At 72.1% G+C, this 22016-nt stretch carries 25 protein-coding genes; 6 read left to right on the forward strand and 19 right to left on the reverse strand.

Annotated elements, in window-relative coordinates; translation table 11 throughout:
* Positions 1-181: 181 nt before the first annotated feature.
* From AB0881_RS13760 to AB0881_RS13770, 3 genes are read right to left on the reverse strand one after another with little or no spacing between them, the layout of a single operon-like run.
* The gene (locus AB0881_RS13760) at positions 182-967 is read right to left on the reverse strand and encodes an ABC transporter permease (protein ID WP_366616975.1); all 786 of its coding nucleotides are present in this window, start codon (positions 965-967) and stop codon (positions 182-184) included.
* Positions 964-2502 (reverse strand): hypothetical protein, encoded by a 1539-nt coding sequence (locus AB0881_RS13765; protein WP_366616977.1) that lies wholly within the window; start codon positions 2500-2502, stop codon positions 964-966. Before AB0881_RS13765 ends, AB0881_RS13760 begins: the two co-directional genes overlap by 4 nt.
* On the reverse strand, positions 2499-3416 hold the full coding sequence (locus AB0881_RS13770; RefSeq protein WP_366616979.1) for an ATP-binding cassette domain-containing protein: 918 nt from the start codon (positions 3414-3416) through the stop codon (positions 2499-2501). Before AB0881_RS13770 ends, AB0881_RS13765 begins: the two co-directional genes overlap by 4 nt.
* A gap of 87 nt (positions 3417-3503) precedes the next feature.
* Here AB0881_RS13770 and AB0881_RS13775 point away from each other — a divergent pair, with 87 nt between their 5' ends.
* From AB0881_RS13775 to AB0881_RS13785, 3 genes are all read left to right on the forward strand, one after another.
* A complete protein-coding gene (locus AB0881_RS13775; protein WP_366616980.1) occupies positions 3504-4673 on the forward strand; it encodes an ATP-binding protein in 1170 nt (389 codons plus the stop codon).
* Positions 4670-5347, forward strand: a complete 678-nt coding sequence (locus tag AB0881_RS13780; RefSeq protein ID WP_366616982.1) for a response regulator transcription factor — start codon at positions 4670-4672, stop codon at positions 5345-5347. Before AB0881_RS13775 ends, AB0881_RS13780 begins: the two co-directional genes overlap by 4 nt.
* Positions 5348-5747: 400 nt before the next feature.
* A complete protein-coding gene (locus AB0881_RS13785) occupies positions 5748-6680 on the forward strand; it encodes an NBR1-Ig-like domain-containing protein (RefSeq protein ID WP_366616984.1) in 933 nt (310 codons plus the stop codon).
* A 46-nt stretch (positions 6681-6726) separates the two neighbouring features.
* Here AB0881_RS13785 and AB0881_RS13790 read toward each other — a convergent pair whose 3' ends face one another.
* The 4 genes from AB0881_RS13790 to AB0881_RS13805 all read right to left on the reverse strand — a co-directional run bounded on the left by AB0881_RS13790 (position 6727) and on the right by AB0881_RS13805 (position 10007).
* Positions 6727-7671: a SpoIID/LytB domain-containing protein gene (locus AB0881_RS13790; protein WP_366616985.1), complete on the reverse strand. Its 945-nt coding sequence runs from the start codon at positions 7669-7671 to the stop codon at positions 6727-6729.
* 30 nt (positions 7672-7701) lie between these two features.
* Positions 7702-8589 carry a peptidase inhibitor family I36 protein gene (locus AB0881_RS13795; RefSeq protein ID WP_366616987.1) on the reverse strand — a complete coding sequence of 296 codons (888 nt, stop codon included), beginning with the start codon at positions 8587-8589 and terminating at the stop codon, positions 7702-7704.
* Between the two features lie 63 nt (positions 8590-8652).
* Positions 8653-9495, reverse strand: a complete 843-nt coding sequence (locus AB0881_RS13800) for a peptidoglycan-binding protein (RefSeq protein WP_366616989.1) — start codon at positions 9493-9495, stop codon at positions 8653-8655.
* A gap of 227 nt (positions 9496-9722) precedes the next feature.
* A complete protein-coding gene (locus AB0881_RS13805) occupies positions 9723-10007 on the reverse strand; it encodes a hypothetical protein (RefSeq protein ID WP_366616991.1) in 285 nt (94 codons plus the stop codon).
* Positions 10008-10063: 56 nt separating this feature from the next.
* Between AB0881_RS13805 and AB0881_RS13810 the strand changes: the two genes are divergently transcribed.
* A complete protein-coding gene (locus tag AB0881_RS13810) occupies positions 10064-10795 on the forward strand; it encodes a MerR family transcriptional regulator (protein WP_366616992.1) in 732 nt (243 codons plus the stop codon).
* 69 nt (positions 10796-10864) lie between these two features.
* Here AB0881_RS13810 and AB0881_RS13815 read toward each other — a convergent pair whose 3' ends face one another.
* From AB0881_RS13815 to AB0881_RS13840, 6 genes are all read right to left on the reverse strand, one after another.
* On the reverse strand, positions 10865-11665 hold the full coding sequence (locus tag AB0881_RS13815) for an ABC transporter permease (protein WP_366616993.1): 801 nt from the start codon (positions 11663-11665) through the stop codon (positions 10865-10867).
* The gene (locus AB0881_RS13820; RefSeq protein ID WP_366616995.1) at positions 11662-12624 is read right to left on the reverse strand and encodes an ATP-binding cassette domain-containing protein; all 963 of its coding nucleotides are present in this window, start codon (positions 12622-12624) and stop codon (positions 11662-11664) included. Before AB0881_RS13820 ends, AB0881_RS13815 begins: the two co-directional genes overlap by 4 nt.
* Before the next feature lie 318 nt (positions 12625-12942).
* Complete coding sequence (locus tag AB0881_RS13825; RefSeq protein WP_366616997.1) at positions 12943-13269, reverse strand: DUF1048 domain-containing protein; 327 nt, start codon at positions 13267-13269, stop codon at positions 12943-12945.
* Position 13270: 1 nt separating this feature from the next.
* On the reverse strand, positions 13271-13627 hold the full coding sequence (locus AB0881_RS13830; RefSeq protein WP_366616998.1) for a DUF1048 domain-containing protein: 357 nt from the start codon (positions 13625-13627) through the stop codon (positions 13271-13273).
* A gap of 61 nt (positions 13628-13688) precedes the next feature.
* Positions 13689-14018 (reverse strand): PadR family transcriptional regulator, encoded by a 330-nt coding sequence (locus AB0881_RS13835; protein ID WP_366617000.1) that lies wholly within the window; start codon positions 14016-14018, stop codon positions 13689-13691.
* A gap of 220 nt (positions 14019-14238) precedes the next feature.
* The gene (locus tag AB0881_RS13840; RefSeq protein WP_366617002.1) at positions 14239-14655 is read right to left on the reverse strand and encodes a DUF2809 domain-containing protein; all 417 of its coding nucleotides are present in this window, start codon (positions 14653-14655) and stop codon (positions 14239-14241) included.
* A 74-nt stretch (positions 14656-14729) separates the two neighbouring features.
* Here AB0881_RS13840 and AB0881_RS13845 point away from each other — a divergent pair, with 74 nt between their 5' ends.
* On the forward strand, positions 14730-15302 hold the full coding sequence (locus tag AB0881_RS13845; protein ID WP_366617004.1) for a DUF4240 domain-containing protein: 573 nt from the start codon (positions 14730-14732) through the stop codon (positions 15300-15302).
* A gap of 14 nt (positions 15303-15316) precedes the next feature.
* On the opposite strand, the gene AB0881_RS13850 is transcribed toward AB0881_RS13845, so the two are convergent.
* Positions 15317-16846: a carboxylesterase family protein gene (locus AB0881_RS13850; protein WP_366617005.1), complete on the reverse strand. Its 1530-nt coding sequence runs from the start codon at positions 16844-16846 to the stop codon at positions 15317-15319.
* Positions 16847-16933: 87 nt separating this feature from the next.
* On the opposite strand from AB0881_RS13850, the gene AB0881_RS13855 reads away from it, so the two are divergent.
* Positions 16934-17545 (forward strand): TetR family transcriptional regulator C-terminal domain-containing protein, encoded by a 612-nt coding sequence (locus AB0881_RS13855; RefSeq protein WP_366617007.1) that lies wholly within the window; start codon positions 16934-16936, stop codon positions 17543-17545.
* Positions 17546-17648: 103 nt separating this feature from the next.
* Here AB0881_RS13855 and gltS read toward each other — a convergent pair whose 3' ends face one another.
* From gltS to AB0881_RS13880, 5 genes are all read right to left on the reverse strand, one after another.
* Positions 17649-18866, reverse strand: a complete 1218-nt coding sequence (gltS, locus tag AB0881_RS13860) for a sodium/glutamate symporter (protein ID WP_366617009.1) — start codon at positions 18864-18866, stop codon at positions 17649-17651.
* Entirely contained in the window at positions 18863-19798 is a 936-nt protein-coding gene (gene hutG, locus AB0881_RS13865) for a formimidoylglutamase (protein ID WP_366617196.1), read from the reverse strand. The genes gltS and hutG overlap by 4 nt, the downstream gene beginning before the upstream one ends.
* A 5-nt stretch (positions 19799-19803) precedes the next feature.
* Positions 19804-20553 carry an IclR family transcriptional regulator gene (locus AB0881_RS13870; protein ID WP_366617011.1) on the reverse strand — a complete coding sequence of 250 codons (750 nt, stop codon included), beginning with the start codon at positions 20551-20553 and terminating at the stop codon, positions 19804-19806.
* A gap of 325 nt (positions 20554-20878) precedes the next feature.
* Positions 20879-21025 carry a hypothetical protein gene (locus AB0881_RS13875; RefSeq protein ID WP_366617013.1) on the reverse strand — a complete coding sequence of 49 codons (147 nt, stop codon included), beginning with the start codon at positions 21023-21025 and terminating at the stop codon, positions 20879-20881.
* A gap of 162 nt (positions 21026-21187) precedes the next feature.
* Entirely contained in the window at positions 21188-21943 is a 756-nt protein-coding gene (locus AB0881_RS13880; protein ID WP_366617014.1) for an SDR family oxidoreductase, read from the reverse strand.
* Positions 21944-22016 lie beyond the last annotated feature (73 nt).

Below are 22016 nucleotides of genomic sequence, written 5' to 3' on the forward strand. Positions count from 1 at the left end.
CCATGGTGATCGGGCAGGTCAACTTCTTCATCCCGCTGGCCCTCATCGGCCGGCCGCTCCCGGGCGTCTCGCCGTCCGAGCAGTGGCGCACGGCCGAATAGCCCCCAACCGCCGGGTCCCGGGACGGACGCCGCTTCCATCTCCGTCCCGGGACGCGGGCGAACGCCGAAGCGCCGGCCGTTCATGCGTCGCGCTTCCGTAGCAGCAGTCCGCCGGCCAGTAGTGCCGCCAGGGCCCAGGCGGACAGAACGCCCAGGCCCTGCCAGGGGGAGAGGGGGAGGGCGGCGAGGCCGGTGGTGGATTGGACGGCCAGTCCCGCGTTCATGGGGGAGAGCCGCCACAGCATCCGCTGCCACTCGTCGTCGGAGACCAGAAGGATGAGGACGGGGAAGGTGTAGAGCAGTCCCAGGACGGTCGCGATGGCGGTGGCGGAGTCGCGTACGGCGGTGGCGACGCCCAGGCTGAGCAGGGCGATGAGCGTCAGGTACAGGACCGAGCCGGTGGCGGCGCGGAGCATGGAGCCGCTGGTGAGCGGGTCGGGTGGGAATCCGTTGCGGAGCAGGATGGGGCGGGTGGCCAGTACGGAGCCGAGCACGGCGACGCTCGCGGCGCCCAGGGTCAGGCCGGTCAGGACGGCGGCCTTGGCGGCCAGCACGCCGGTGCGGCGGGGCATGGCGGTCAGGGTGAGGCGGATCATGCCGGTGCCGTACTCGCCGGAGATCGCCAGTACGGCCAGGACGGCGACGAGCGACTGCCCGGCCTGCACGCCGAAGAGGCTGATCTCGGCGGGATCGTGGCCGCAGGCTTCCGTACCGCAGGTGACGAGGGCGGACGCGGCGGCCCCGGTGAGGACGGTAAGCGCGATGCTCGCGAGGAGCAGCCGGCCGGTCACGGGCAGGGTGCGGAGTTTCGTCCACTCCGCGTAGAGGGTCGTCTTCGACGGAAAGGCTCGCGGGTGGTCGCTCACGCGTCCGCCCGCCGGAGCCGGAGAGCGGCCAGGCCGAGGGCGAGGGCGGCGTAACCGGCCAGGACGCCGAGCCCCGCCAGGGGCGGCAGCGGGTAGAACCCGGCGAGGGGTGAGTAATGGCCGAGCATCTGGGGGTACTCGGGGACGCTCTGCTGGACGGCGAAGGCGGCCGCCGGTGTCACGGTCAGCAGCCATCCCGCCGCGCTCTCGGGCAGGACCGACGTGGTCGCCACGATGTGCGGGACCACGATCGCCGCGATGGCGGTGATGACGGCCGCGACGCCGCGCCTCAGCAGCGCGCCCAGAGCCAGGGCGAGCACCGCGGCCAGCGCGAACAGCACCGCAATGCCGACCACGACGCGCACCTGCGTGAGCGGCGGTACGGGGAGGACGGCGTTGCCGTTGGCGCGCAGGATCCTTCCGCCGAGCACGAACGCGGCCGTGGCGGCGGGCAGCGCGACCGCGAACGTGGCCAGGCCGGCCGTGAGGGCCTTGGCCGCCAGGGCCCGGCCGCGCCGGGGAGCGGCCAGCAGGGTGGTACGGATCAGGCCGTGCCGGTACTCGGCGGTGACGAACAGGACCGCCACCACGATCACCAGGACCAGCCCGGCCGGCGCCCCGGCGAGCGGGGCCTCGGCCCGCATGCCCTCCGTGGCGGGCCCGATGTCGCCGACGCCGGTCACGGCGAACGCGCCGCCGGACCGGACGGCGCGGCCGGGATGGTGGGGCGCCCCGTCGGGGCCGATCGTGACGCCGATGTCGTCGTGGCGCCAGCCGCCCGGCGCGGTGCCCACCACCGTGACCTGGTCGAACTCGCCGGTCGTCTCGGTGAAGCGCTCCGCGGCGACGGTTCCGCCGAGGTCCGCCCGCGTGACGGTCAGGTCGCCGGGGGACGTCGCGAACATGCCGATCCGGACGCTGCGCGGCAGCCCGGCCGGGGACGCGGTGCCGATCCGGGTCCAGGTGCGGCCGTCGGCGGACTCGTACCCGGTGAGCGTGCCGCCGGAGCGGGTCAGCCGCAGCCACAGCGGCGACCGTTCGGAGACGTCGCGGTGGCGGCCGGCCACGTCGCGGGTGAAGTCGTGCTGCATGCGCACGCCGTGCTCGCCGGTCATCATCACCGCCGCGTAGGGCGCGCCCTGCCGGGTGCTCTCCTTGATCATGACGCCGGCCTTGGCCCACGGCACCACCCCGGCCACCAGGTTCCGTTCGCCGGGCTTGACGTCCGGCTTGCGGATCCGGCCGGTCATGGAGGTGAGCCGGACGGTGATGGCGCCGTCCCCGGTCAGCGTGCGGTGGACGAAGTAGAACTTGTCGTTGACCGCCTCGCCGGTCGGTGCCGTCGGCGGCGGCGGGCAGGCGACCTCGACGGGGCCGGTGCCGCAGGAGGAGTGGCTGCCGGCGGCGGAGAACAACCCGAGCCCCACGGTGACCAGCGCCGCCGCGATGGCGGCGGCCGTCCAGCCGCGTACCGTCCTGAACTTGGTCCACTCGGCGCGCAGGAGCCTGCCGAACTCGCGCGGGACGCCGCTCATCGTGCCGCCCCCCGGTACTCGACGGCGTCGCCGGTGAGGTCCATGTAGGCCTGCTCCAGCGTCGCCCGGTACGCCGCCACCTCGGAGAACGGCACCGCGGCGGCGGTCAGCGCGGCCACGATCCGCTCGGCGGGCAGCCCGGTGACGGCGAGGGCGCCGTGATCGTCCGGCCGCGCGGCGGCGCCGGCGCGGCCCAGCGCGGCCGCCGCCGCGGCGGGCTCCGGGGTCCGCAGCGTGACCCGGCCGCGGGACGCGGCCGCGATCAGCTCGGTCACGCCGGTGTCGGCGATGACGCGGCCCCTGCCCACCACCACCAGCTGGTCGGCGGTGCCCTCCAGCTCGCGCATCAGATGGCTGGACAGCAGCACGGCGCGCCCCTCGCCGGCCAGCGAACGCAGCAGGCGGCGCATCCAGACGATGCCTTCGGGATCGAGGCCGTTGACCGGCTCGTCCAGGATCAGTACGGGCGGGTCGCCGAGGAGGGCGGCGGCGATGCCGAGCCGCTGCCGCATGCCCAGGGAGAGGCCGCCCGCTCTGCGCCGGGCGGCCGGCCGCATCCCGACCTGGTCGAGCACCTCGTCCACCCGCCTGGCCGGCAGCCCCTGAGAACGGGCCAGCCACAGCAGGTGGTTCCGCGCGGTGCGGCCCGGTTGCAGCGCCCCGGCGTCCAGGAGCGCCCCCACATGGCGCAGGGGCTCGCGCAGGCTCGCGTACGGCCGCCCGCCGATCAGGGCCCGGCCCTCGTCGGGCGCGTCGAGCCCGAGGATGACCCGCATCGTGGTGGACTTGCCCGCCCCGTTCGGCCCCACGAGCCCGGTGACCAGGCCGGGCCGGACGGTGAACGCCATGCCGTCCAGCGCCATGGCCGTTCCGAACCGCTTGCGCAGCCCGCCGACTTCGATGATCTCTGCCATGCGACCGGTTGTACGGGCCCGCCGCTAAAACGGCCCGAACGGACGCTGTCATCTCGCTGTTAGGCCAGGCCGGGCATCCTTGAGGCCATGAGAACGTGGCGACGCCGGAGGCACACCGTACGCGTGCGCCTCACCGCCCTGTACGGGGGAATGTTCCTGCTTTCGGCCGCCGGACTGCTGGCCATCACCAACGCCGTGGGCCTGAGCGGGACGAGGGTCAGCCAGTCGGCGCCCGCCGCCACGCCTCCGGAGGAGCCGATGATGCCGGCCGCCGCCCGGCAGATCGCATCACTCCAGGCCCAGCTGGCCGAGTCCCAGGCCGCGTACACGAACCGGCTGCTGATCGCCTCGGCGGTGGCGCTCGCGGTCATGGGCCTGGTGGCGATCGTGCAGGGCCGGGTCGTCGCGGGGCGCGTGCTGCGCCCGCTGCGGACGATCACCGCGGCGACCCGCCGGATCACCGCCGACAGCCTGCACGAGCGGCTGGCCGTCCCGGGCCCGGACGACGAGGTCAAGGATCTCGCCGACACCATCGACGACCTGCTGGAACGGCTGGAGGCCTCCTTCTCCGCACAGCGCCGCTTCGTGGCCGACGCCTCGCACGAGCTGCGCACCCCGCTGGCCACCATGCGCGCCTCGCTGGACGTGGCCATGGCCAAGCCCGGGCCCGTCCCGGCGCAGACCGCCGTGCTGGCGGGCCGGCTCCGTACCGAACTCGACCAGGTCGACCGCCTCCTCGAAGGGCTGCTCTCCCTCGCCCGCGCGCAGCACGCCTCCCTGACCGGCCGTACGACGCTCGCGCTCGGCGACCTGGCCGCCGAGGCGCTGGACGCCAGGGCCGCCGCCATCACCGCCAAGGGCCTCACCGTCGAGTCCGCGGGCCTCGCCGCCGCCGCGCGGACCAGGGGGAACGGCACGCTCCTGGCCCGCATGGTCGACAACGTGGTCGACAACGCGGTCGTCCACAACCAGGACGGCGGCTGGATCCGGCTCTCCGCCACCACCGGCGGCGCGACGGCCGAACTCGTCGTGGAGACCAGCGGACCCGTCCTCTCCCAGGAACAGGCCGACCGGCTGGCCATGCCCTTCCAGCGCCTGGCCGCCGACCGTACCGGTTCCGGCGACGGCTCCGGCCTGGGCCTGTCGATCGTCGCCGCCGTCGCCGCGGCGCACGGCGGCACCCTGCGCCTGCGGGCCCGGCCGGAAGGCGGGCTCACCGTCGCGATCGCACTGCCCTCGGCCGGGGTGCCGGCGTGAGGGTGCTCGTGGTCGAGGACGCCCGTTCCCTGGCCGACGTCCTGGCCGAAGGGCTGAGCGATCAGGGCATGGCCGTGGACGTGGCGTACGACGGGCTGGAGGCCGCGGCCAAGCTCGACCTGAACGCGTACGAGGTCGTCGTCCTCGACCGGGACCTGCCGGGCCTCCACGGCGACACGCTCTGCCAGATGATCACCGACCGCGACGACCGCGCCATGGTCATCATGCTCACGGCCGCCGACTCACCGGTCGACCGGGTCACGGGCCTGACCCTGGGGGCCGACGACTACCTGGCCAAGCCGTTCCACTTCCCCGAACTGGTCCTGCGCATCCGCTCCCTGGCCCGCCGCCGCCCCTCCGCGCGCCCCCGCACGCTCCGCGCGGCCGGCATCGAACTCGATCCGGCGCGCCGTACCGCCACCCGCGACGGCCGCCACCTGGACCTGTCGGTCAAGGAGTTCGCCCTGCTCGAAGCGCTCCTCCACGCCGCCCCCGCGCTGCTCAGCGCCGAGGACCTGCTCGAACAGGTGTGGGACGAGCACGCCAACCCGCTCACCAACACCGTCACGGTCACCATCGGCCGCCTCCGCCGCAAACTGGGCGAACCGCCGATCATCACCACCACCCCCGGTGCCGGCTACCGGATCGCGCCGCCGCCCGTCCCGGAATCCTGAGGCCACGGGGTCCCGCCGGCCGGCGGCCGTGCCGGCCGCTGGCGGGGTAGCGCGCCCGCAAAAGGTATGTGAATTAGCGGTTCTCCCCGGCCCGGCCCATCTCGGCGTTCTCGGAGCAATTCCAATTCGGGCTCCAGGTGATAGTCGAAGGCGCGGCCGTAGGGCGATACCGGGCGAGAAATGGGAGGACGCTAGTTGATCATGTGTTGGGGGTGCTGATATCCGTTCGAGGTTGAGCGGAGGCGGCGGGCGCTGTTAGCTTCACCCGGTGGACGACATGCGTGCACATGCGGCGGCGATCGCGGACTTCGCAGAGACCCTGCGAGAACTGCGTAAATCGGTTGGGAACCCTTCCTTCCGGGAGATGTCCGGCAGGTCAGGGGCCATTTCACACACAACGTTGCACGAAGCCACGAAGGGTAACAGGCTTCCGAGTTGGGGGACCACCGCCGAGTTCGTCAAGGCGTGCGGAGCGGATCCGGACGATTACCGCGAACGCTGGGAGCGGGCGAACCAGGCGGTCCGAACGGCGAGCGCCGGGGATCACGCGGAGCCCGCGAACGTCGCGGGCGGCGCCGAGGCCCGTCCCGCCCGGCCGCCCGCCGGCCTCCCGGCCTCCGCGGCGAGCGCCGCCGAACGGCAGGCCATGCACCTCGACATCGGCCCCCCGGGCGGCGAGGCCTCGGCGGTCGTGCCCGCGCCGGCGATCCCGCCCGGCGGGCTCGCGGGCGGAGAGCGGCCGGCCGTCCCCGGGCGGCCGGCGGGCCGGGAACGGTTCCGGCGGGCCCGCCCGGCCGCGGTCGCGCTGGCGACGGCGGCCGTCGGCGTGGGGACGGTCGTCCTGATCGTGATCGCCGTCAACCGCGACACCCGGTCCGAGGGCGACGGCGGGACGGCCGCCGCCCGCCCGGCGAAGGCCGCGCCGGCGCCGGCCGACTGCCCGGTGCGGGCGACCAACCCCGCCCCGGCGCCGCCGGCGCACAAGGGCGATTCCGCCGCGTTCATCGCGGACATCACGCTGCCCGACTGCACGCGCGTCGCCCCCGGCCGGACCGTCACCAAGGTGTGGCGGCTCAAGAACGCCGGGAAGGTGCCGTGGGAGGGGTACTCGCTGCGCCGTCTCGACCTTCCGCAGCGGGCCGACCAGTGCCAGACCATCTCGGACGTGCCGATCAAGGACACGCGGCCGGGCGCGATGGTCGATGTCAGGGCCGACATCACCACGCCGCGGAGGCCGGGCCTGTGCTACGTGCGGTTCAAGATGGTGGACGCCTCGGGGAAGGTCGCCTTCCCCGGAAGCCGGCCGGTCAATTTCCAGGTCATCGTCGAATGACACCGGCCCCCCGCCGCGGCGGAGAGCCGGCATCACGGACGCGGGTTCAGGAGAGCGCGATCCCGCTGTAGTAGGCCTTGAGGATCCTGGAGTGGCTCCAGCCCGCGCCGGCCTTGTCGCGCGAGCCGTACTGGGACATCCAGTCCCCGGTGACCCAGCCGCCGCACGCCGTCGTCGTGGCGCAGTAGTGGGCCTGGAGGATCTTCCCTCCGCGGGTCATGCGGGTGCCCCAGGTGGCGTCCACGGCGGCGCTCGTCGACGCCGTCGCCGAGCCGGGCACGTACACCTGGCTGGACGTGGTGTCGTAGACGTCGAAGCACCGGCCGTCCGGCGTCTTCCGCGTCGAGTGCAGCGCCCAGTACCAGCCGTAGCTCTTGACGGCCATCGCCCCGGCCTTGAGCGACTCGCCCGGCCAGCTCGTCACCCACTCGTTGGGCAGGACGTTCTTGACGTAGGTCTTGAACGCCACGCGGTCCACCCGGTCCAGCGAGACCCGGTACACCAGGATCGTCGTGGGCGGCCTGCTGTGCGTGCCGTCGGTCTTGCAGCCGGTAGGCGGCGTGGAGCCCAGGAACTGGTGCGAGGCGTTCTGGTTCTTCAGGCTGGAGTTGAGGTTGCCTTTGGCTCCGGCCTTGAAGTCCTGGTGCGGGCCGCCGTAGTTGCTGTTGTAGTGGACGCGGACGGTTTTGCCGCTGCGGTTCCAGACCGAGGCGGCCTGGTTCTTGACGCACTTGCCCTTACCGGCGCCTGCTCCTTTGAAGTCGTAGCAGGAAGGTTGGGTGGTGCCGTAGTCGGCGACCGAGCCGGTGAAGTCGGACACCGATCCCTTGTTGCCGCTGTTGAAGTAGTAGCAGAACTCGCCGTTCTCGCACACGCCGTTGCGCGCCGCCGCCGAGGCGGGCATCGCCGCGATGAGGGTCGTCCCGCCGAGCGCCACCGCGGCGGTCGCCGCGGCGAGCCGCGGCACCAGCCGCGCGGTTCGTGTCGACACAGCCGTCCTCCTCTCCTGGGCCGCCGCGGGCTAACCGATGGTGTAGTTCTGGGAGTGCCAGAACGAGGTCGGGTTCGGGTTGTCCAGGTGCGGGTCGTTGACGCTCTTGGCCGCGCGCGTCTGCCGTCCGAGCCGCATCTCGACGTGGGTGTGCGCCCCCGAGCTGGACGACACGCCCCGCCACGCCTCATCCGCGATGATCTGGCCGCGGCTGACCGACTGGCCCACCGCCAGCGAGGACCGCGGCGCGGAGTGCAGGTAGATCACGGTCTTGTTCAGCGAGGAGTTGTAGATGGAGATCGTGGACAGGCCGCCGCTGCCGTTGGCGCCGCGCGCGATGTAGATGACCTTGCCGCTCACGAGGGCGTGCACGTCCGAGCCGACGCCGCGGGCGATGTCGATGCCCTCGTGCCGGCCGGGAGTGGTGGTGTAGCCGTCGAAGCCGCAGGTGATCCGGCCGCCGCTCGCCTTGTACAGCCCGCTCGTCATCTTCGTGCGCGACGACGGCGAGAACTGGTGCGAGGCGTTCTGGTTCTTCAGGCTGGAGTTGAGGTTGCCTTTGGCTCCGGCCTTGAAGTCCTGGTGCGGGCCGCCGTAGTTGCTGTTGTAGTGGACGCGGACGGTTTTGCCGCTGCGGTTCCAGACCGAGGCGGCCTGGTTCTTGACGCACTTGCCCTTACCGGCTCCCGCGCCTTTGAAGTCGTAGCAGGAAGGTTGGGTCGTGCCGTAGTCGGCGACCGAGCCGGTGAAATCGGACACCGATCCCTTGTTGCCGCTGTTGAAGTAGTAGCAGAACTCGCCGTTCTCGCACACGCCGTTACGGGCTGCGGCCGAGGCGGGCGCCATGAGGGCGGAGACCGCCCCGCCGAGCGCGATCGCGGCGGTCGACACGGTGAGAACCTTGCTGAGCGTACGCATTGCTGTTCCCTTTCTGTACACGGAGCCTGTCCTGTCTGCGAAGCCGGGCTTTCGGACCCGGGGTCAGCGGCGCTGGTACTCCTCCCAGGTGCGGATGGGGACCTTCGGGCCGTCGTCCGGACCCTGGTCGGCGAGCCCGTTCAGGCCGAGGTAGTAGTCGCCGGTCTGGTGCTGGGCCTGCCCGGAGAGATCGGTGTCGCTGATGGCGGCGGCGTGGATGTGCCACGGCCAGTCGCCCTGCCGGGGGCTGCGCACCCAGGCCGCGAAGCCGACGCGGCGCAGCGCGCGGGCGACCGCGGTACGGGTGGCGGAGTCCATCCCCCGCACCGAGATGTCGACGACACCGCCGCCGTCGTGGGTGCCGGCGGACGTGGGGTCGCCGCCCGGGTTGTACGACCCCTGATCCAGCACGAGGTCGCGGCCGGCCAGCCGTTCCGCCTCGGCCAGCATGTCCCGCGTACGGGTGTTGACGACGACGCCGCCGGTGGACACGCGGGCACCCGGGCCGATGGCGTGGGCGACCTTGAAGCGGCCGGATCCGAGCGCGGTGAGGGACCTCTTGCCCGGGAGGCCGTTGGCGCCGGCGCCGGTGTAGCCGAGCGACCGCTGGTACTTCGCGTACGCGGCGACCGTCGTGGTGCCGAAGTAGCCGTCCACCCACTTCGCGTCGAGCAGCTTCCGGTCGCGCAGCGCTCGCTCGACGAGGAGCACGGCGGCCTTGGCGCCCGGGGTCAGCGTGTCGTCGGGCCGCCGCGGGTCGATCTGGGCCGCCTTGACGGCGGCCTCCATGTTCACGGTCGGCAGCGCCCCGGCGCCGGCCGCCCGCGCCGGCGTTCCGGACGCTCCGGTCAGCGATGCGAGCAGGGCGGCCGCCGTGAACGCGGCGGCGCAGAGAGGGAGCTTCATCGATTCTCCTCGTGGCGGGAGCCGGGCGGTGAGGCCCGTGGCGGGAGAACCACCGTCGCGAATCGCTCCGCGCGTCCACAAGAAGATCGTTGTTGTCAGGTTGTCCGCCGCGCAGGTCCGAACAGCGGGGACGTCCGATCTGACAGGCGAGCCGAGGAGATTACAGCGTCAGATCGCGTTCCGGCCGCGTCCCCGAAGAAGAGGGTGTTCGAGCGCCTTCCGCTCGTTCAGCCGTCGCTTTCGGGCGCGGGGGACAGGAGCCGCTGGAGCTCGTCGTCGGCCTCCTCCGCTCCCGCGTCCGACAGCCGCTGCAACGCGCGCAGGTCTCCGGCCGCCACGGCGCGGCGGGTGAGCAGCCGTCCCGCCCGCTGGCTGCCCTCGTCCAGCAGCTCGTTCAGCTCGTCCAGATCGCCGCGGGCGTCGGCGAGGTCGGCCAGGCGGTCCAGGGCCGGTTCGTTGCCCTCGTCGGCCAGCGCGCGCAGGGTCTCCCGATCCGGGGTCACATCCGTCATGGCCACATGGTGCGACCTTGCCCTTAGGGCAAGGTCAAGCGGAGCAGAATGGACGGGTGATCACCATCGGCCGGCTGGCCCAGTACGCGGGGGTGACGACCAAGACCATCCGCGTCTACCACGCCAAGGGGCTCCTCCCCGAACCCGAACGCGACGCCTCGGGCTACCGGCGCTACACCGCCCAGCACGCCATCGACCTCATCAAGATCCGTACGCTTGCCGAGGCGGGCGTCCCGCTCGCCCGTATCCGGGAACTCCGCGCCGACCCCGACACCGACCTGCGCGCCGCCCTCCACGAGGCCGACCTCGCCCTCACGGCCCGCATCCGCGACCTTCGCCGGACACAGCAACGGCTGCGGCGTCTCGCCGGCGGCGACGCCGGCCTGCTGCCTCCCGGTGTCGGCGCCTACCTCGACCGGCTCCGCGCGTACGGGTTCAGCCCCCGCTGGGTGAACCTGCAGGCCGACCTGTGGCTCCTCCTCTTCACCACCCATCCGCGGACCGCGGCCGAGTCGCTGGACGACCAGGCCGGCATCCTCGCCGACCCCGCCCTGCGGGCGCTGTTCCACGACTACGACCGAGCCCACGGCCTCGACCCCGGCGACCCGTACCTCCAGGACCTGGCCGACCGCATCGTCCGCGCCACCCGAGACCGGTACGGTGCCGCCGGCCTGCCCGGCCAGGAGCCCGCCTCCGACATCCCCGAACTCATCCAGCGGGCCGTCAACGCCTCGTCGCCGGCATGGCGGCGACTCGACACGCTGATCCGCCGCGGGCTCCGCGGGTGACCGGCCCGCGAACGGACTCGCGGCCGCCAGACCCACTGGTCTGGCGGCCGCGGCCGGTTCCTGGCATGGTCAGCGGCTCGGGTCGCGGCCGAACAGCTTCATCGACCAGAGGAAGCCGACCAGGGTGATGCCCACGGACCAGGCGACGGCCTGGTAGGCGCTGCTCCCGATCGCGTCCCCCATCAGCAGGCCGCGCAGGGTCTCGATGGCGGGGGTGAACGGCTGGTACTCGGCGAACCAGCGCAGGGCGGCCGGCATCGAGTCGGTGGGCACGAAGCCGCTGCCGAAGAACGGCAGGAGCATCAGCAGCAGCGGCGCGTTGCTGGCGCCCTCGGGGTTCTTGGCCACCAGGCCGAGCGCGACCGCCAGCCAGGTGAGCGAGAAGACGAACAGCGCCAGGAAGCCCGCGGCGGCCAGCCACTCGACCGCACCGGCGTTCGGCCGGAAGCCGATGGCCAGGGCGACGCCGACGACGACCACGATGCTGATCGCAATGGAGATCATGCTGCCGATGACATGCCCGACGAGGATCGACGCCCGGGAGACGGCCATGGTCCGGAACCGGGCGACGATCCCCTCGGCCATGTCCAGGGCCACCGAGATGGCGGTGCTGGTGGCGGCGCCGACCGTGGTCATCAGGATGATGCCGGGGGTCACGTAGTCGAGGTACCGGCCGCGGCCCCCGCCGCCGGCGATCCCGTCCCCGAGCGTGCCGCCGAAGACGTACACGAACAGCAGCAGGAAGACGACCGGCATGCCGATGAGCTGGACGGTCATGGCCGGATAGCGCAGCATGTGCTTCAGGCGCCGGCGGATCATCGTCGCCGAGTCGGCCAGGGTGTGCGTGCGTACGGCGGTGGCGGTGCTCATCGAACTGCGTCCTTGTCCTTGGGGTCGCCGGTGAGGGTGAGGAAGACGTCGTCGAGGTCGGGGGTGTGGATCGACAGGTCGGCCGGTTCGATCCCGGCCGCGTCCAGGCGGGCCAGCAGGTCGCGCAGCGAGGCGACGCCGCCGTCGGACGGGACCTGCAGCGTCAGCCGGTCGTCGTCGGAGGTGTCCACGAAGCCGGCGCCGAGCGCGCCGAGTGCGCCGTCGAGCGCGGTGTCGTCGGTGAACCGCAGGGACACGTGGCCGCCCGGGATGCGGCGCTTGAGCTCCTCGGGGGTCCCTTCGGCGATCAGCGTCCCGTGGTCGAGCAGCGCGATCCGGTCGGCGAGCTGGTCGGCCTCCTCCAGGTACTGCGTGGTCAGGAAGATCGTGACGCCGCCGCCGGCCAGGTCGCGGACGATCTGCCACATGGTGCGGCGGCTGCGCGGGTCCAGTCCGGTGGTGGGCTCGTCCAGGAAGATCAGCCGCGGCTCGCCGACCAGCGTCATCGCCAGGTCCAGCCGGCGGGCCATGCCGCCCGAGTAGGTGGACGCCGGCTTCTTGGCGGCCTCCACCAGGTCGAAGCGCTGCAGCAGCTCGGCGGCCTTGCGCTTCCCGTCCTTGCGGGACAGGTGGTGCAGGTCCGCCATCAGCAGCAGGTTCTCCTCCCCGGTCAGCAGCTTGTCGACCGCGGAGTACTGACCGGTGACGCCGATGGACGCGCGGACCGCCTGCGGCTCGGCGGCCAGGTCGTGGCCCGCCACCCGGATGTCGCCGGCGTCGGCGCCGATCAGCGTGGACAGGATCTGGACGGCGGTGGTCTTGCCGGCGCCGTTCGGGCCGAGCAGCGAGAAGATCGTTCCTTCGGCGACGCGCAGGTCGATGCCGTCGAGCACGACGTTGTCGCCGTAGGACTTGCGCAGTCCGGTGACCGCGATCGCCGGGGGATTCGCGCTGGTCATTGAGGGTGCTCCTTCGTGGCTGCGGATCTGTGGCAGCGGACGGCGATGCCGCCGCGAGAGGTGGCCGCCCGGAATGCGGGCACGGCGGCGCCGCCGTCCCTGAGGGCATGGGGTGTCGCGGACGCGGCGGGCGTCCGGGGGACCGGAGCCGCTCGGCGGCGGCTCCGGTCGGGATGTCGGCGTCGTGGCAGGTCACCGCCGGGCCGCGGGCTCAGGCCGGCAGGGCGGGACGCCGTTCCAGATGGTCGCGTGCGCGGATCTCACCGCTTCCGCGGGACGCGCGGCGTGTCAGGGGCCGAGGTTCTCGGTCGGCGGGAGTTACTTCTCGGCCGTGCCGGATTTCCCGCGGACGGACTCCTGGTAGATCTCCGCGAAGGTGGGCGAGTCCTTGATCAGGTCGTCGCAGAAGGCGGCGACATCGTCGCCGAGGAGTTCCAGGACGCCCTTTCCGGCCGCGGCGCCCTGCTCGAAGAAGTCGAGGATCTCTCCCAGCAGGCGCCCGTCATGCAGGTCGACCGGCCCGACCTTGAAGAGGTACTTCTGGATCTCCTTGTAGACGATCTCGTAGTCCGGCGGGAGCGCCTTGACCCGCGCCATGTGCGCCCGCCACTGCTTCTTGCCTTCGATGATGTCCCGGATGCTCACGTCAGCCTCCCAGCCGGCCCAGTTTCCTCGCGACGTTCCTGTTCAGCTGCTCGCGCCACCGGTCGCGATAGTTCCGGGCGCCCTCTCCGCCGGCCAGCGCCGCGCAGAAGCCCTTGACGTCGTCGCCCAGCACCTCCTGAATGCTCTGCCCGTCGGCCGCCGACTCTTCGAGCAGCCCGAGCGCGCCGTCGAGGATCGGCATCAGGTTCCGGCCGGTGAAGTCCGAGTAGGGGAAGAGATTTCCCTTGATCTCTTCCCATGCCGCCCGGTAGTCGGCCGGCAGGGCCTCGGCCCGGGCCTCGAACGCCTTCCATTCCCTGGTGAGGTCGCTGCCTGTCAGGGTCTCCCAGATTTTCATCGCCCACCCTCCTCGAACTCGCCGTTCCGTTCCGCGATGCCCCGCTCGGTGCCGGCCGTGGTCATCTGCCTCCCTTGCGGAGCTGTTCGAGACGTTCCGCGAGGAAGGTCCAGGTCTTCCAGAATTCTTCGAGATATTCCCGGCCCTGCGCGTTGAGGGAGTACACCTTGCGCGGCGGCCCCTTCTCGGACGGGACCTTCTCCACGTCGACGAGACCGCGCCGCTCGACCCGGACCAGCAGCGCGTAGATGGTGCCCTCGGCGATGTCGGTGAAGCCCTGGTCGCGCAGCCACGCCGTGATCTCGTAGCCGTACGCGGGCCGGTCGGACAGGATCGCCAGGACGACGCCCTCCAGCGTTCCCTTGAGCATCTCCGTCACCTGCTTGCCCATGGAACACCCCCTTCTGCTATTCGGTGTCGCTAGCTACCAGTACAAAGTAACACTGACTACCGGTATCTAGCAACACCAAGTAGCTCAAGCGGGCGGGAGGGAGGGTGCCGGCGGCCAGCTCGACCAGAGCCTCCGCCGGCTCGACCAGCGGAGCCGCGTCGATGCGCGCCGCACCGCGCAGGACGTGTCCTGCTCGACGGTGCTCCTGCGCGGCCGACCGCTAAGACTCGGCGGGCGACGGGTGCGAACGGGAACGCGCGCGAGTCCGGAGGAGCCAATGCGCGGCGACCAATGAGATGGCGCCGACGGGGTACCAGACGACGTCAACGAGGTCGAACTGGGCGCCCAGCAGCTGGCGCGCGAACCAGCTGCGTTGGGAGATCGCCCCGGGCACGGGCGTGAGCTGCGCGAATTCGATGAACCAGCAGTATGCGATCACGGCGCCGCCGGCGACCAGGGGGGAGAGCCGCGGCCATATGAAAATCACTATCGTGTAGACGATGGCCGCGGAAAAGGCGGCGCCCGAGTACTGCTCGATGGGCCCGTCCATGATGGCGCGGGTGGCGTAGGCCGCGCCGGCGAAGCCGGCCGCCGATACCACCATCAGCAGCCGAATCCAGCGCACTGCGAGCGACATCGCGCAATCATAGAGGCGGCCGCGGCCGGCCCGCTCGATTCGGACATCCAGGAGCGAGGCTAGGCTCCCTGGCCATGCGGATCGACGAATGGTGGAGCCTCATCGAGCGGGCGCGCACCACGGTCGGCCACCGGGCCGATGACAGGAACCCGCCCGATGACCCCCTGCCCGGCGCGCTGACGGACGTACTGGCCGCGCTGGAGCCGGCGGAGATCGTCGACTTCTACCTGAAGGCGGTCGAGGTGACCGATTCCGCGTACCGGTATCCACTGTGGAATGCCGCCTACCTCATCGAGGGAGGCTGCGGGGACGACGGTTTCATGGACTTCCGCGACGGGCTGGTCCTGCTGGGCCGGGCCACGTTCACCCGTGCCGTGGCGGACCCGGACTCCCTGGCGGACCTGCCCGTGGTCGGCCGGATGAGCCGCGAGGAGAGCGGCTGGGTCGGCTTCGAGTCGCTGGGGTATCCGATCAAGGACGCGTACCAGAGGTCCCAGGGCGAGACCGATTCTTTCGACGCGGCCGTGGAAGCCGGTGTACGGGCGATGGCGCGTCCCGAAAAGCCGACCGGCGAGGACTGGGACGTCGAGGACGACGAGGAGATGCGCCGCCGCCTCCCACGGCTCGCGGCGCTCTTCCTCGACTGAACGCGAGGCCTCACCTATTCCGGACGGCCTCGCCCGCCCAGGCCGACCCGCTGCGGCAGATCGAAGGGCGCGGGGAAGTGGCCTTCCCAGATCCGGCGGGAGGCCTGTTCGGGGTACGGCAGGGTCTCCGGCTCGGCGTCCCAGACGCGGGTGAGCCGCTCGCCGGGCCGGTGAGGGGCCCAGCCCGCGTCGCCGGTGGTGACGAAGCGGAGCCATGTCCCCTGGATCTCGCGGGAGAGGGCGAAGGCCTCGGCGGTGGGCTCGTCGCCGATGAGCTGCGCGCCGACGGGGCTGTCCAGCGTCCCGAACGCCAGGGGGATGTCGAGGCTGTGGCAGGCGCCCAGGGCGCCGCCGAGGGCAGGGGCGGTCCAGCACAGTTCGAACAGGTACGAGGTGCCGCCGGCCGCGGCGTTCGCCTCGGCGAGCTTCTGCGACGGCATGCGGAACAGGGCGTCGGAGTACACCGTCTCCACCAGCTCCTCCGGACCGGCCTGCGGAAACGCGGCACGGTACGCGTCCGCGCCGTGCGGCCGCGGGGCGAGCAGCTCCAGGGTCGCGCGGGCGTCGTGCTCGGTGAAGGTGCCCCGCCGTCCGCTCATGACGCTGAAGAAACGGAACTCGTCCCGGGTGTGGCCGACGAGCAGCTCGGTCCCGCTCGCTCGCGCGCCGGCCAGCGCGGGCCAGGGCGTTTCGGGGAGGACCTCGCCGTCGACGACGGGGCACAGGGCGGTGCCGGTCTCCGTGAGCCGTCCCCAGCTCTCCCGGTGCGCGTGGAGACCGGCGTTGAACGAGGTGAGCTCCGCGGCCAGACGCCACGGGTCGATGTCGCGCAGGGCCGCGGCGGTGGGGGCCGCCGCGCCGAGCCGTTCCGCGAACGCGGCGGTGGCCTGCCGTGCCAGCGCGGGGGTGCTGTGCAGCCCCGGTACGGAATGGGTCATGGCCCGCCGGAACAGGCCGCGCGCCCGCTTCATCGTCAGAAGGGCGGCGACCGACCCCGCCCCGGCGGACACTCCGCCCACGGTGACCTGGCCGGGGTCGCCTCCGAAGGCGGCGATGTTCCGCTGTATCCACTCCAGCGCCGCGATCTGGTCGAGGAACCCGCGGTTGGGCGGTGCGTCGTCGAGGAACGCGAACCCCTCCGCGCCCACGCGGCAGTTGATCGTCACCACGACGATCCCCGCCTCGGCCAGGGCCGCCGGGTCGTACATCGGGTCGCTCGACGCCGCCGAGACGTAGCCGCCCACGGGGATCCACACCAGCACCGGCAGCCCCGCCGCGCCCGGATCCGGAGTGCCGATGTCGAGCGTCAGCCAGTCCGTGCCCTGCGGCGGTCCCAGGTCGATCGGCAGGGACAGCGGCATCACGGGGCCGAACTCCGCCGCCTGCCTCGTCCCGTCCCAGGGGAGTGGCGGTGCGGGCGCGGCGAAGCGCAGCGTCCCCACCGGAGGCTGGGCGTACGGGACACCGCGGAACACCGCGTGCCCCCGCCGGCGGCGCCCCTGCACCACACCTTCCGTGGTCCGGACCCTCGGGTGCTCAAACATGGCGATCCCCTCCTCGAACGGCCCCCAGCTTTATAGGTCAACTGTATTATGTCAACCGTATTGGAAAACCGGGAGGAGAGGCCGGCGATGCCGAAACAGGTGGATCACCGCGAGCGCCGCGAAGCGATCGCCCGCGCGCTGTGGCGGGTGGTGGAGCAGCGCGGCGTCGCGCATCTGACGATGCGCGTGGTGGCGCGGGAGGCGGGCATCTCCCTCGGGCAGCTGCAGCACTACTTCGCCTCCCGGGCCGCCATGCTCTCCTTCGCCATGGACTTCGCGTCCGAGCAGACCTCGCTGCGCGTCGGCCAAGGCCTCGACAAGCTCGGTGACCGGCCGCACCCCCGTGACGTGCTGCGAGTGGTGCTCGCGGAGATGCTCCCTTTGCATGCCGACGCCCGCGCGACCAGCCGGATGAGCGCCGCCTACGTCCTGGAGGCGCTGCACGACGAGGCCGTCCACGAGCAGGCGCGCCGCGGCCTCGTCCAGGGGCGGGCCCTCGTCGAGGACCTGGTCCGCCGTGCGATCGCCGACGGGCACATCGCCCCGGACCGCGACCCGGCGACCGAGACCGACCTGCTCCTCGCCCTCACCGGCTTCACCCCCCTGATCGAACTGGACGTGATCGCACCCCAGGACGCGCTCACCGCGATCGATCTACACCTGGACAGGCTGTTCACCGGCAACACCCGGACGCCATGACCCCCTGTCCCCGCTATGCGGGAGACGCCGTCTTCAGACCGTCCGGCGACGGGAGGAAGGAGGCGAGGATCGACCTCCGGTTTCCCACGACCGCCACCGGGGGTCAGCCTCCGCCGACCCAGTTCATGCACCATACGATCCACGGGAGTCCGACCAGGTCGATGAGCACCGCGCCGGCCAGCGGAACCACCAGGAACGCGCGTTCCGAACGTACGCCGAACCGGCTGTTGAAGGCGTCCATGTTGGCCATCGCGTTGGGGGTGCCGCCCAGGCCGTGGCCCATCATCCCGGCCGCCATCGTGACCGCGTCGTAGTCGCGGCCCAGCAGCGGTACGACCACGAAGGAGACGAACAGCGCGAGCACCAGGACCTGCACCGCGAGGATCACGACCAGCGGCAGGGCCAGCTCGTACAGGTCCCAGATCTTGAGGCTCATCATGGCCATGGTCAGGAAGAACCCCAGGGTCAGCCCGGAGACCAGGTTGACGGACCCGGGATGCAGCCGCACCCACCCGAACCTGTCGTTGAGGTTGCGGAACACGACCGCGACCACCATCGCGCCCACGTACCCCGGCAGCACGAAGCCGGTCGTGTCGCTGAACCAGGTGCTCAGCAGCGTGCCGAGCACCATGATCACGCCGATCAGGACCAGGGTGGGCAGCAGCTGGCGGTAGCCGGCGGCGTCGCTCTGCTCCGGCTCCCGATCCGTGCCGCCGGCCGGGTCCGCGGACGCGGCGGCCGGGACCGCGACGTCGTACCGCTTCATCAGCCAGCCGGCCAGCGGGCCGCCGAGCAGGCCGGCCGCCAGCAGGCCGAACGTCGCCGCGGCGATGGCGACGGCGGTGGCGCCGTCGGCGCCCATGGACTCGGCGGTCGGGCCGAACGCCGCCGCGGCGCCGTGCCCGCCCTCAAGGCTCACCGCGCCGGCCATGATGCCCAGCAGCGGGTCCAGGTGGAGCGCCTCGGCCAGGCCGATGCCGACGAGGTTCTGCATGACCGCCAGCGTCCAGCAGGCCAGCAGGTAGACGATCAGCAGCCGGCCGCCCTTGCGCACCAGCGCCAGGCTGCCGGTCAGGCCGATCGTGGTGAAGAAGGCGATCATCGCCGGTTCCTGCAGCGTGGTGTCGAACTCCACGGTGGCCACGTGGGTCTGGCGCAGCACCAGCAGGAGCAGCGCGAACAGGAACCCGCCGACGACCGGGCCGGGGATGCTGAACCGCTGGAGGAACCCGATCCGGCGGCGGGCGGACTCGCCCAGGACGAGCAGCAGGCCGGCCAGCGCGCTGCTCTGGACCAGGTCCAGGCTCAGTTCGAGGTTCACTGCGCGTTCCTTCGGGTCACGACGCGGTCGATCATGCGGGCGGCGACCCGGGCGGTGCGGCCGTCGATGTCGAGGGCGGGGTTGAGTTCGGCGACGTCGAAGAGGGCGAGCCGGCCCGAGGCGGCGACCGTGTCGATCACCGCCTGCACGACCTCGGGGGCGACTCCCATGGCGGCCGGGGCGCTCACCCCGGGCGCCACCCACGCGGGCAGCACGTCGAGATCGAGGGTGAGGTACACGTCGTCCACCGAGGCGACGAACTCGCGTACGAAGTCCAGCACCGATTCCAGGGCCGCCGGGGAGCACTCGGTGTCGGTCAGGTAGCGCACCCCGAGGCGGTCGGCGCGGTCGAAGAGCACGCGGCTGTTCCCGGTCTCGCTGATGCCCGCGACGGCGTAGCGGAACGGGCGGCCGCGCGCCTGCTCGTTCTCGGCGATCTGCAGGAACCCGGTGCCGGAGGTCGGTACCGCCTCCTGGCGCAGGTCGAAGTGCGCGTCGAGGTTGAGCACGCCCAGCGTGCGGGTGCGGTCGGCGCCGAGGCCGCTGTCGAGGCCGAGATAGCTGGCCCAGGCGACCTCGTGGCCGCCGCCCAGGACGACGGGGAAGTGGCCGTCGTTCATGGCGGCGGCGACGGTCCGGCCCAGCTCGGCCTGGCCGCTCTCCAGATCGCCGTCGTCGACGCGCACGTCACCGGCGTCGTACAGGACGGCGGGCGCGTGCAGGGCCAGCGGGGCCAGGGCCCGGCGCAGCGCCGCCGGGCCCTCGACGGCCCCGGTGCGGCCCTTGTTCCGGCGGACGCCCTCGTCGCTGGCGAACCCGATGAGGGCGGTCCCGGGCCGGTCCGCCGCGGGCAGCGGACGCACGGCGCGGTGCCAGCGCAGGTGCTCGGGTCCGGGCCCGTCGTCGCGTCCGGTCCACTCGGGGGGATCCACCCTGGTCAAAACGTTCCTCCACTGAGATCGCGGGCCGCCTCCCTGACGAGGCGGACGTAGTAGCGCCGGTGGTGCGTGCTCCGTGCCGCCGGCGCCATCACGGTGACGGCGCCTCCGAGCACCCCGTCGGCGTCGAGCACGGGCGAGCTCGCGCCCCACACGCCCTCGTCCAGCGCGCCCTCGCTGACGGCGACGCCCTCCCGGCGCACCTGCTCGTGCTCGGCCTCCAGGTCGCCGACCTGCTCGGGGGACAGGTCGTAGGCGGCGTACACGGCCTGCCTTCGCTCTTCGGGAAGGCACGCGAGGATCGCCTGGGCGGTGGCGCCGCGCAGCAGCGGCTGCGTGGCGCCGCGGCTGTAGCAGCAGCGGAGGAGGCGGAGCCCCTCGACCGCGTCCACGCACAGGGCCTCGGTCCCGACCGGGACCAGGTAGGCGGCCAGCTCGCCGGACTCCTGGGACAGCCGCGCCAGGCGCGGCCCGATCGTGGTGCGCAGCAGCGCCTCGCTGCGGTACCGCTCGGCGAACTGGACCGCCACCGGGCCCGCCGCGTACATCGGCCCGGCGGGCGAGCGGCGTACGAAGTCGAACTCGGTGAGGTGGGCGAGCAGCCGGTAGACGGTGCTCACCGGGATGCCGGTCCGCTCGGCGATGCGCTCGGCGGTCAGCGACTCCTCGCGGGCGAAGAGGCGCAGGACCTGGAGCAGTCGGTTGGCGGTCCGCCCGCCGTTGCTCGCGGCTTCCGCCCGTCCGGCCATGTGTCCTCCTCACCCGGTCCACGCCGCAGTGCCGTCTGGGGCCGGGTCACTCTATGAATCGCGCGATCGGCGATAAAAGGGCCGATTCTCATCCGGTGAGAAGGGTAGGCGCCGAACTGCGAAGAAGCGTCGGAGACCGATGGCCGCAGAGGGGGCGGGATAGGCGGCGGCGGATGCTCGCATCGCCCGTTCTCAGGCGCGATACGCCAGGAGGTAAGGCAGGGCCAGGCTCATGTCGATCAGCCTGAATATGTGACGATAGTCACGCTGCGTAATGAGGTGATCGTAAGCCTGCGGGCAGGTAGCGCGCCCGACCGTGACGGGGTCAGGCGGGATGGATCGCCTGGTAGCCGACCGGATGGCCGGTGAGTGTCGCCGGGATCCGGTCGGCCTGGGCGAAGGTCTGCGCCGAGCGCGGTAGGCGCTCCTTGCGGCGGTACGGGGAGCGGCCGCCGCCGGTGTCGTACGGCACCGGCGAGCCACTCGATAGCCGCTACGAGAAGGAACTCATCGTTTTCCGCGGTGGCTGGGAAACGTCATGGGGTGACACTCGCCACGACGGAATGGGGGGCGCGATGGCGACACCGAAGAAATGCATTCCCGGCCGCGGGAGCCTTTCCCGCTCCCGTACGTCTCAGCGCAGTTTGATCGCGCCGCCGTCGGCCATGACGGTCTGCCCGGTCATGTACTGGGCGTCGTCGCTCGCGAGGAAGGCGACGATGGGGGCGACGTCCTTCTCGGGGTCCCCGAAACGGCCCAGGGGCACCTTGGCCGCGGACTGGGCGTACTGCTCGGGACGCGCCTCGGCCCACTGGGCCACCCCGGCGGTGAGGGCCATCGGGCAGACCACGTTGACGCGGATGTTCAGTGGCGCCCACTCGTTGGCGACCACCCGGCTCAGCCCCCGGATGGCCTCCTTCGCCGCCGCGTACGAGGCCTGGTTGGGCTGGCCGTCGAGCCCGGCACCGGAACCGAAGTTGACGACCGACGCGCCGCCGGCCTTCTTCAACTCCGGCAGGGCGGCGAGCATGAAGTTGCGGGTGGCGTACAGACCGGTGTCCATCGCCAGGTTCCAGTCGTCATCGGTCTGCTCCTCGAACGCCTTCTGCCGCGACGCGCTGGCGTTGTTGACCAGGACGTCGAGCTTGCCGAAACGTTCGACGGCGGCCGCGACGGCCGCGCGCGCGACGGCCGGGTCGGAGACGTCGCCGGACAGGAATACCACGGCATCGCCCAGCTCGCTGGCGAGCCCCTCACCGGCCTCGCGCTGCAGGTCCACGACGACGACCCGGGCACCACGGGCGACGAACAGCCTCGTGATGGCGCCGCCGATACCGGACGCGCCGCCGGTGACGATGGCCGACTTCCCCTGCAAGCTGAGATCTGCCACAGCGTTCTTCCTTTCCGTGAGCGCCTGCCCCCAGGCCGACCGACGGCGAAGCGGACATCCTGGGGTGAGACAG

This window comes from Spirillospora sp. NPDC029432 (assembly GCF_040703975.1).
GTDB lineage: Bacteria > Actinomycetota > Actinomycetes > Streptosporangiales > Streptosporangiaceae > Spirillospora.

Bases quoted from the DNA above. Each gene is read 5' to 3' on its own strand.
- AB0881_RS13765 (WP_366616977.1), bottom strand. From the start codon at position 2,502: ATGAGCGGCGTCCCGCGCGAGTTCGGCAGGCTCCTGCGCGCCGAGTGG.
- AB0881_RS13770 (WP_366616979.1), bottom strand. From the start codon at position 3,416: ATGGCAGAGATCATCGAAGTCGGCGGGCTGCGCAAGCGGTTCGGAACG.
- AB0881_RS13775 (WP_366616980.1), top strand. From the start codon at position 3,504: ATGAGAACGTGGCGACGCCGGAGGCACACCGTACGCGTGCGCCTCACC.
- AB0881_RS13795 (WP_366616987.1), bottom strand. From the start codon at position 8,589: ATGCGTACGCTCAGCAAGGTTCTCACCGTGTCGACCGCCGCGATCGCG.
- AB0881_RS13800 (WP_366616989.1), bottom strand. From the start codon at position 9,495: ATGAAGCTCCCTCTCTGCGCCGCCGCGTTCACGGCGGCCGCCCTGCTC.
- AB0881_RS13805 (WP_366616991.1), bottom strand. From the start codon at position 10,007: ATGACGGATGTGACCCCGGATCGGGAGACCCTGCGCGCGCTGGCCGAC.
- AB0881_RS13815 (WP_366616993.1), bottom strand. From the start codon at position 11,665: ATGAGCACCGCCACCGCCGTACGCACGCACACCCTGGCCGACTCGGCG.
- AB0881_RS13820 (WP_366616995.1), bottom strand. From the start codon at position 12,624: ATGACCAGCGCGAATCCCCCGGCGATCGCGGTCACCGGACTGCGCAAG.
- AB0881_RS13830 (WP_366616998.1), bottom strand. From the start codon at position 13,627: ATGAAAATCTGGGAGACCCTGACAGGCAGCGACCTCACCAGGGAATGG.
- AB0881_RS13835 (WP_366617000.1), bottom strand. From the start codon at position 14,018: ATGGGCAAGCAGGTGACGGAGATGCTCAAGGGAACGCTGGAGGGCGTC.
- AB0881_RS13840 (WP_366617002.1), bottom strand. From the start codon at position 14,655: ATGTCGCTCGCAGTGCGCTGGATTCGGCTGCTGATGGTGGTATCGGCG.
- AB0881_RS13845 (WP_366617004.1), top strand. From the start codon at position 14,730: ATGCGGATCGACGAATGGTGGAGCCTCATCGAGCGGGCGCGCACCACG.
- AB0881_RS13850 (WP_366617005.1), bottom strand. From the start codon at position 16,846: ATGTTTGAGCACCCGAGGGTCCGGACCACGGAAGGTGTGGTGCAGGGG.
- AB0881_RS13855 (WP_366617007.1), top strand. From the start codon at position 16,934: ATGCCGAAACAGGTGGATCACCGCGAGCGCCGCGAAGCGATCGCCCGC.
- AB0881_RS13870 (WP_366617011.1), bottom strand. From the start codon at position 20,553: ATGGCCGGACGGGCGGAAGCCGCGAGCAACGGCGGGCGGACCGCCAAC.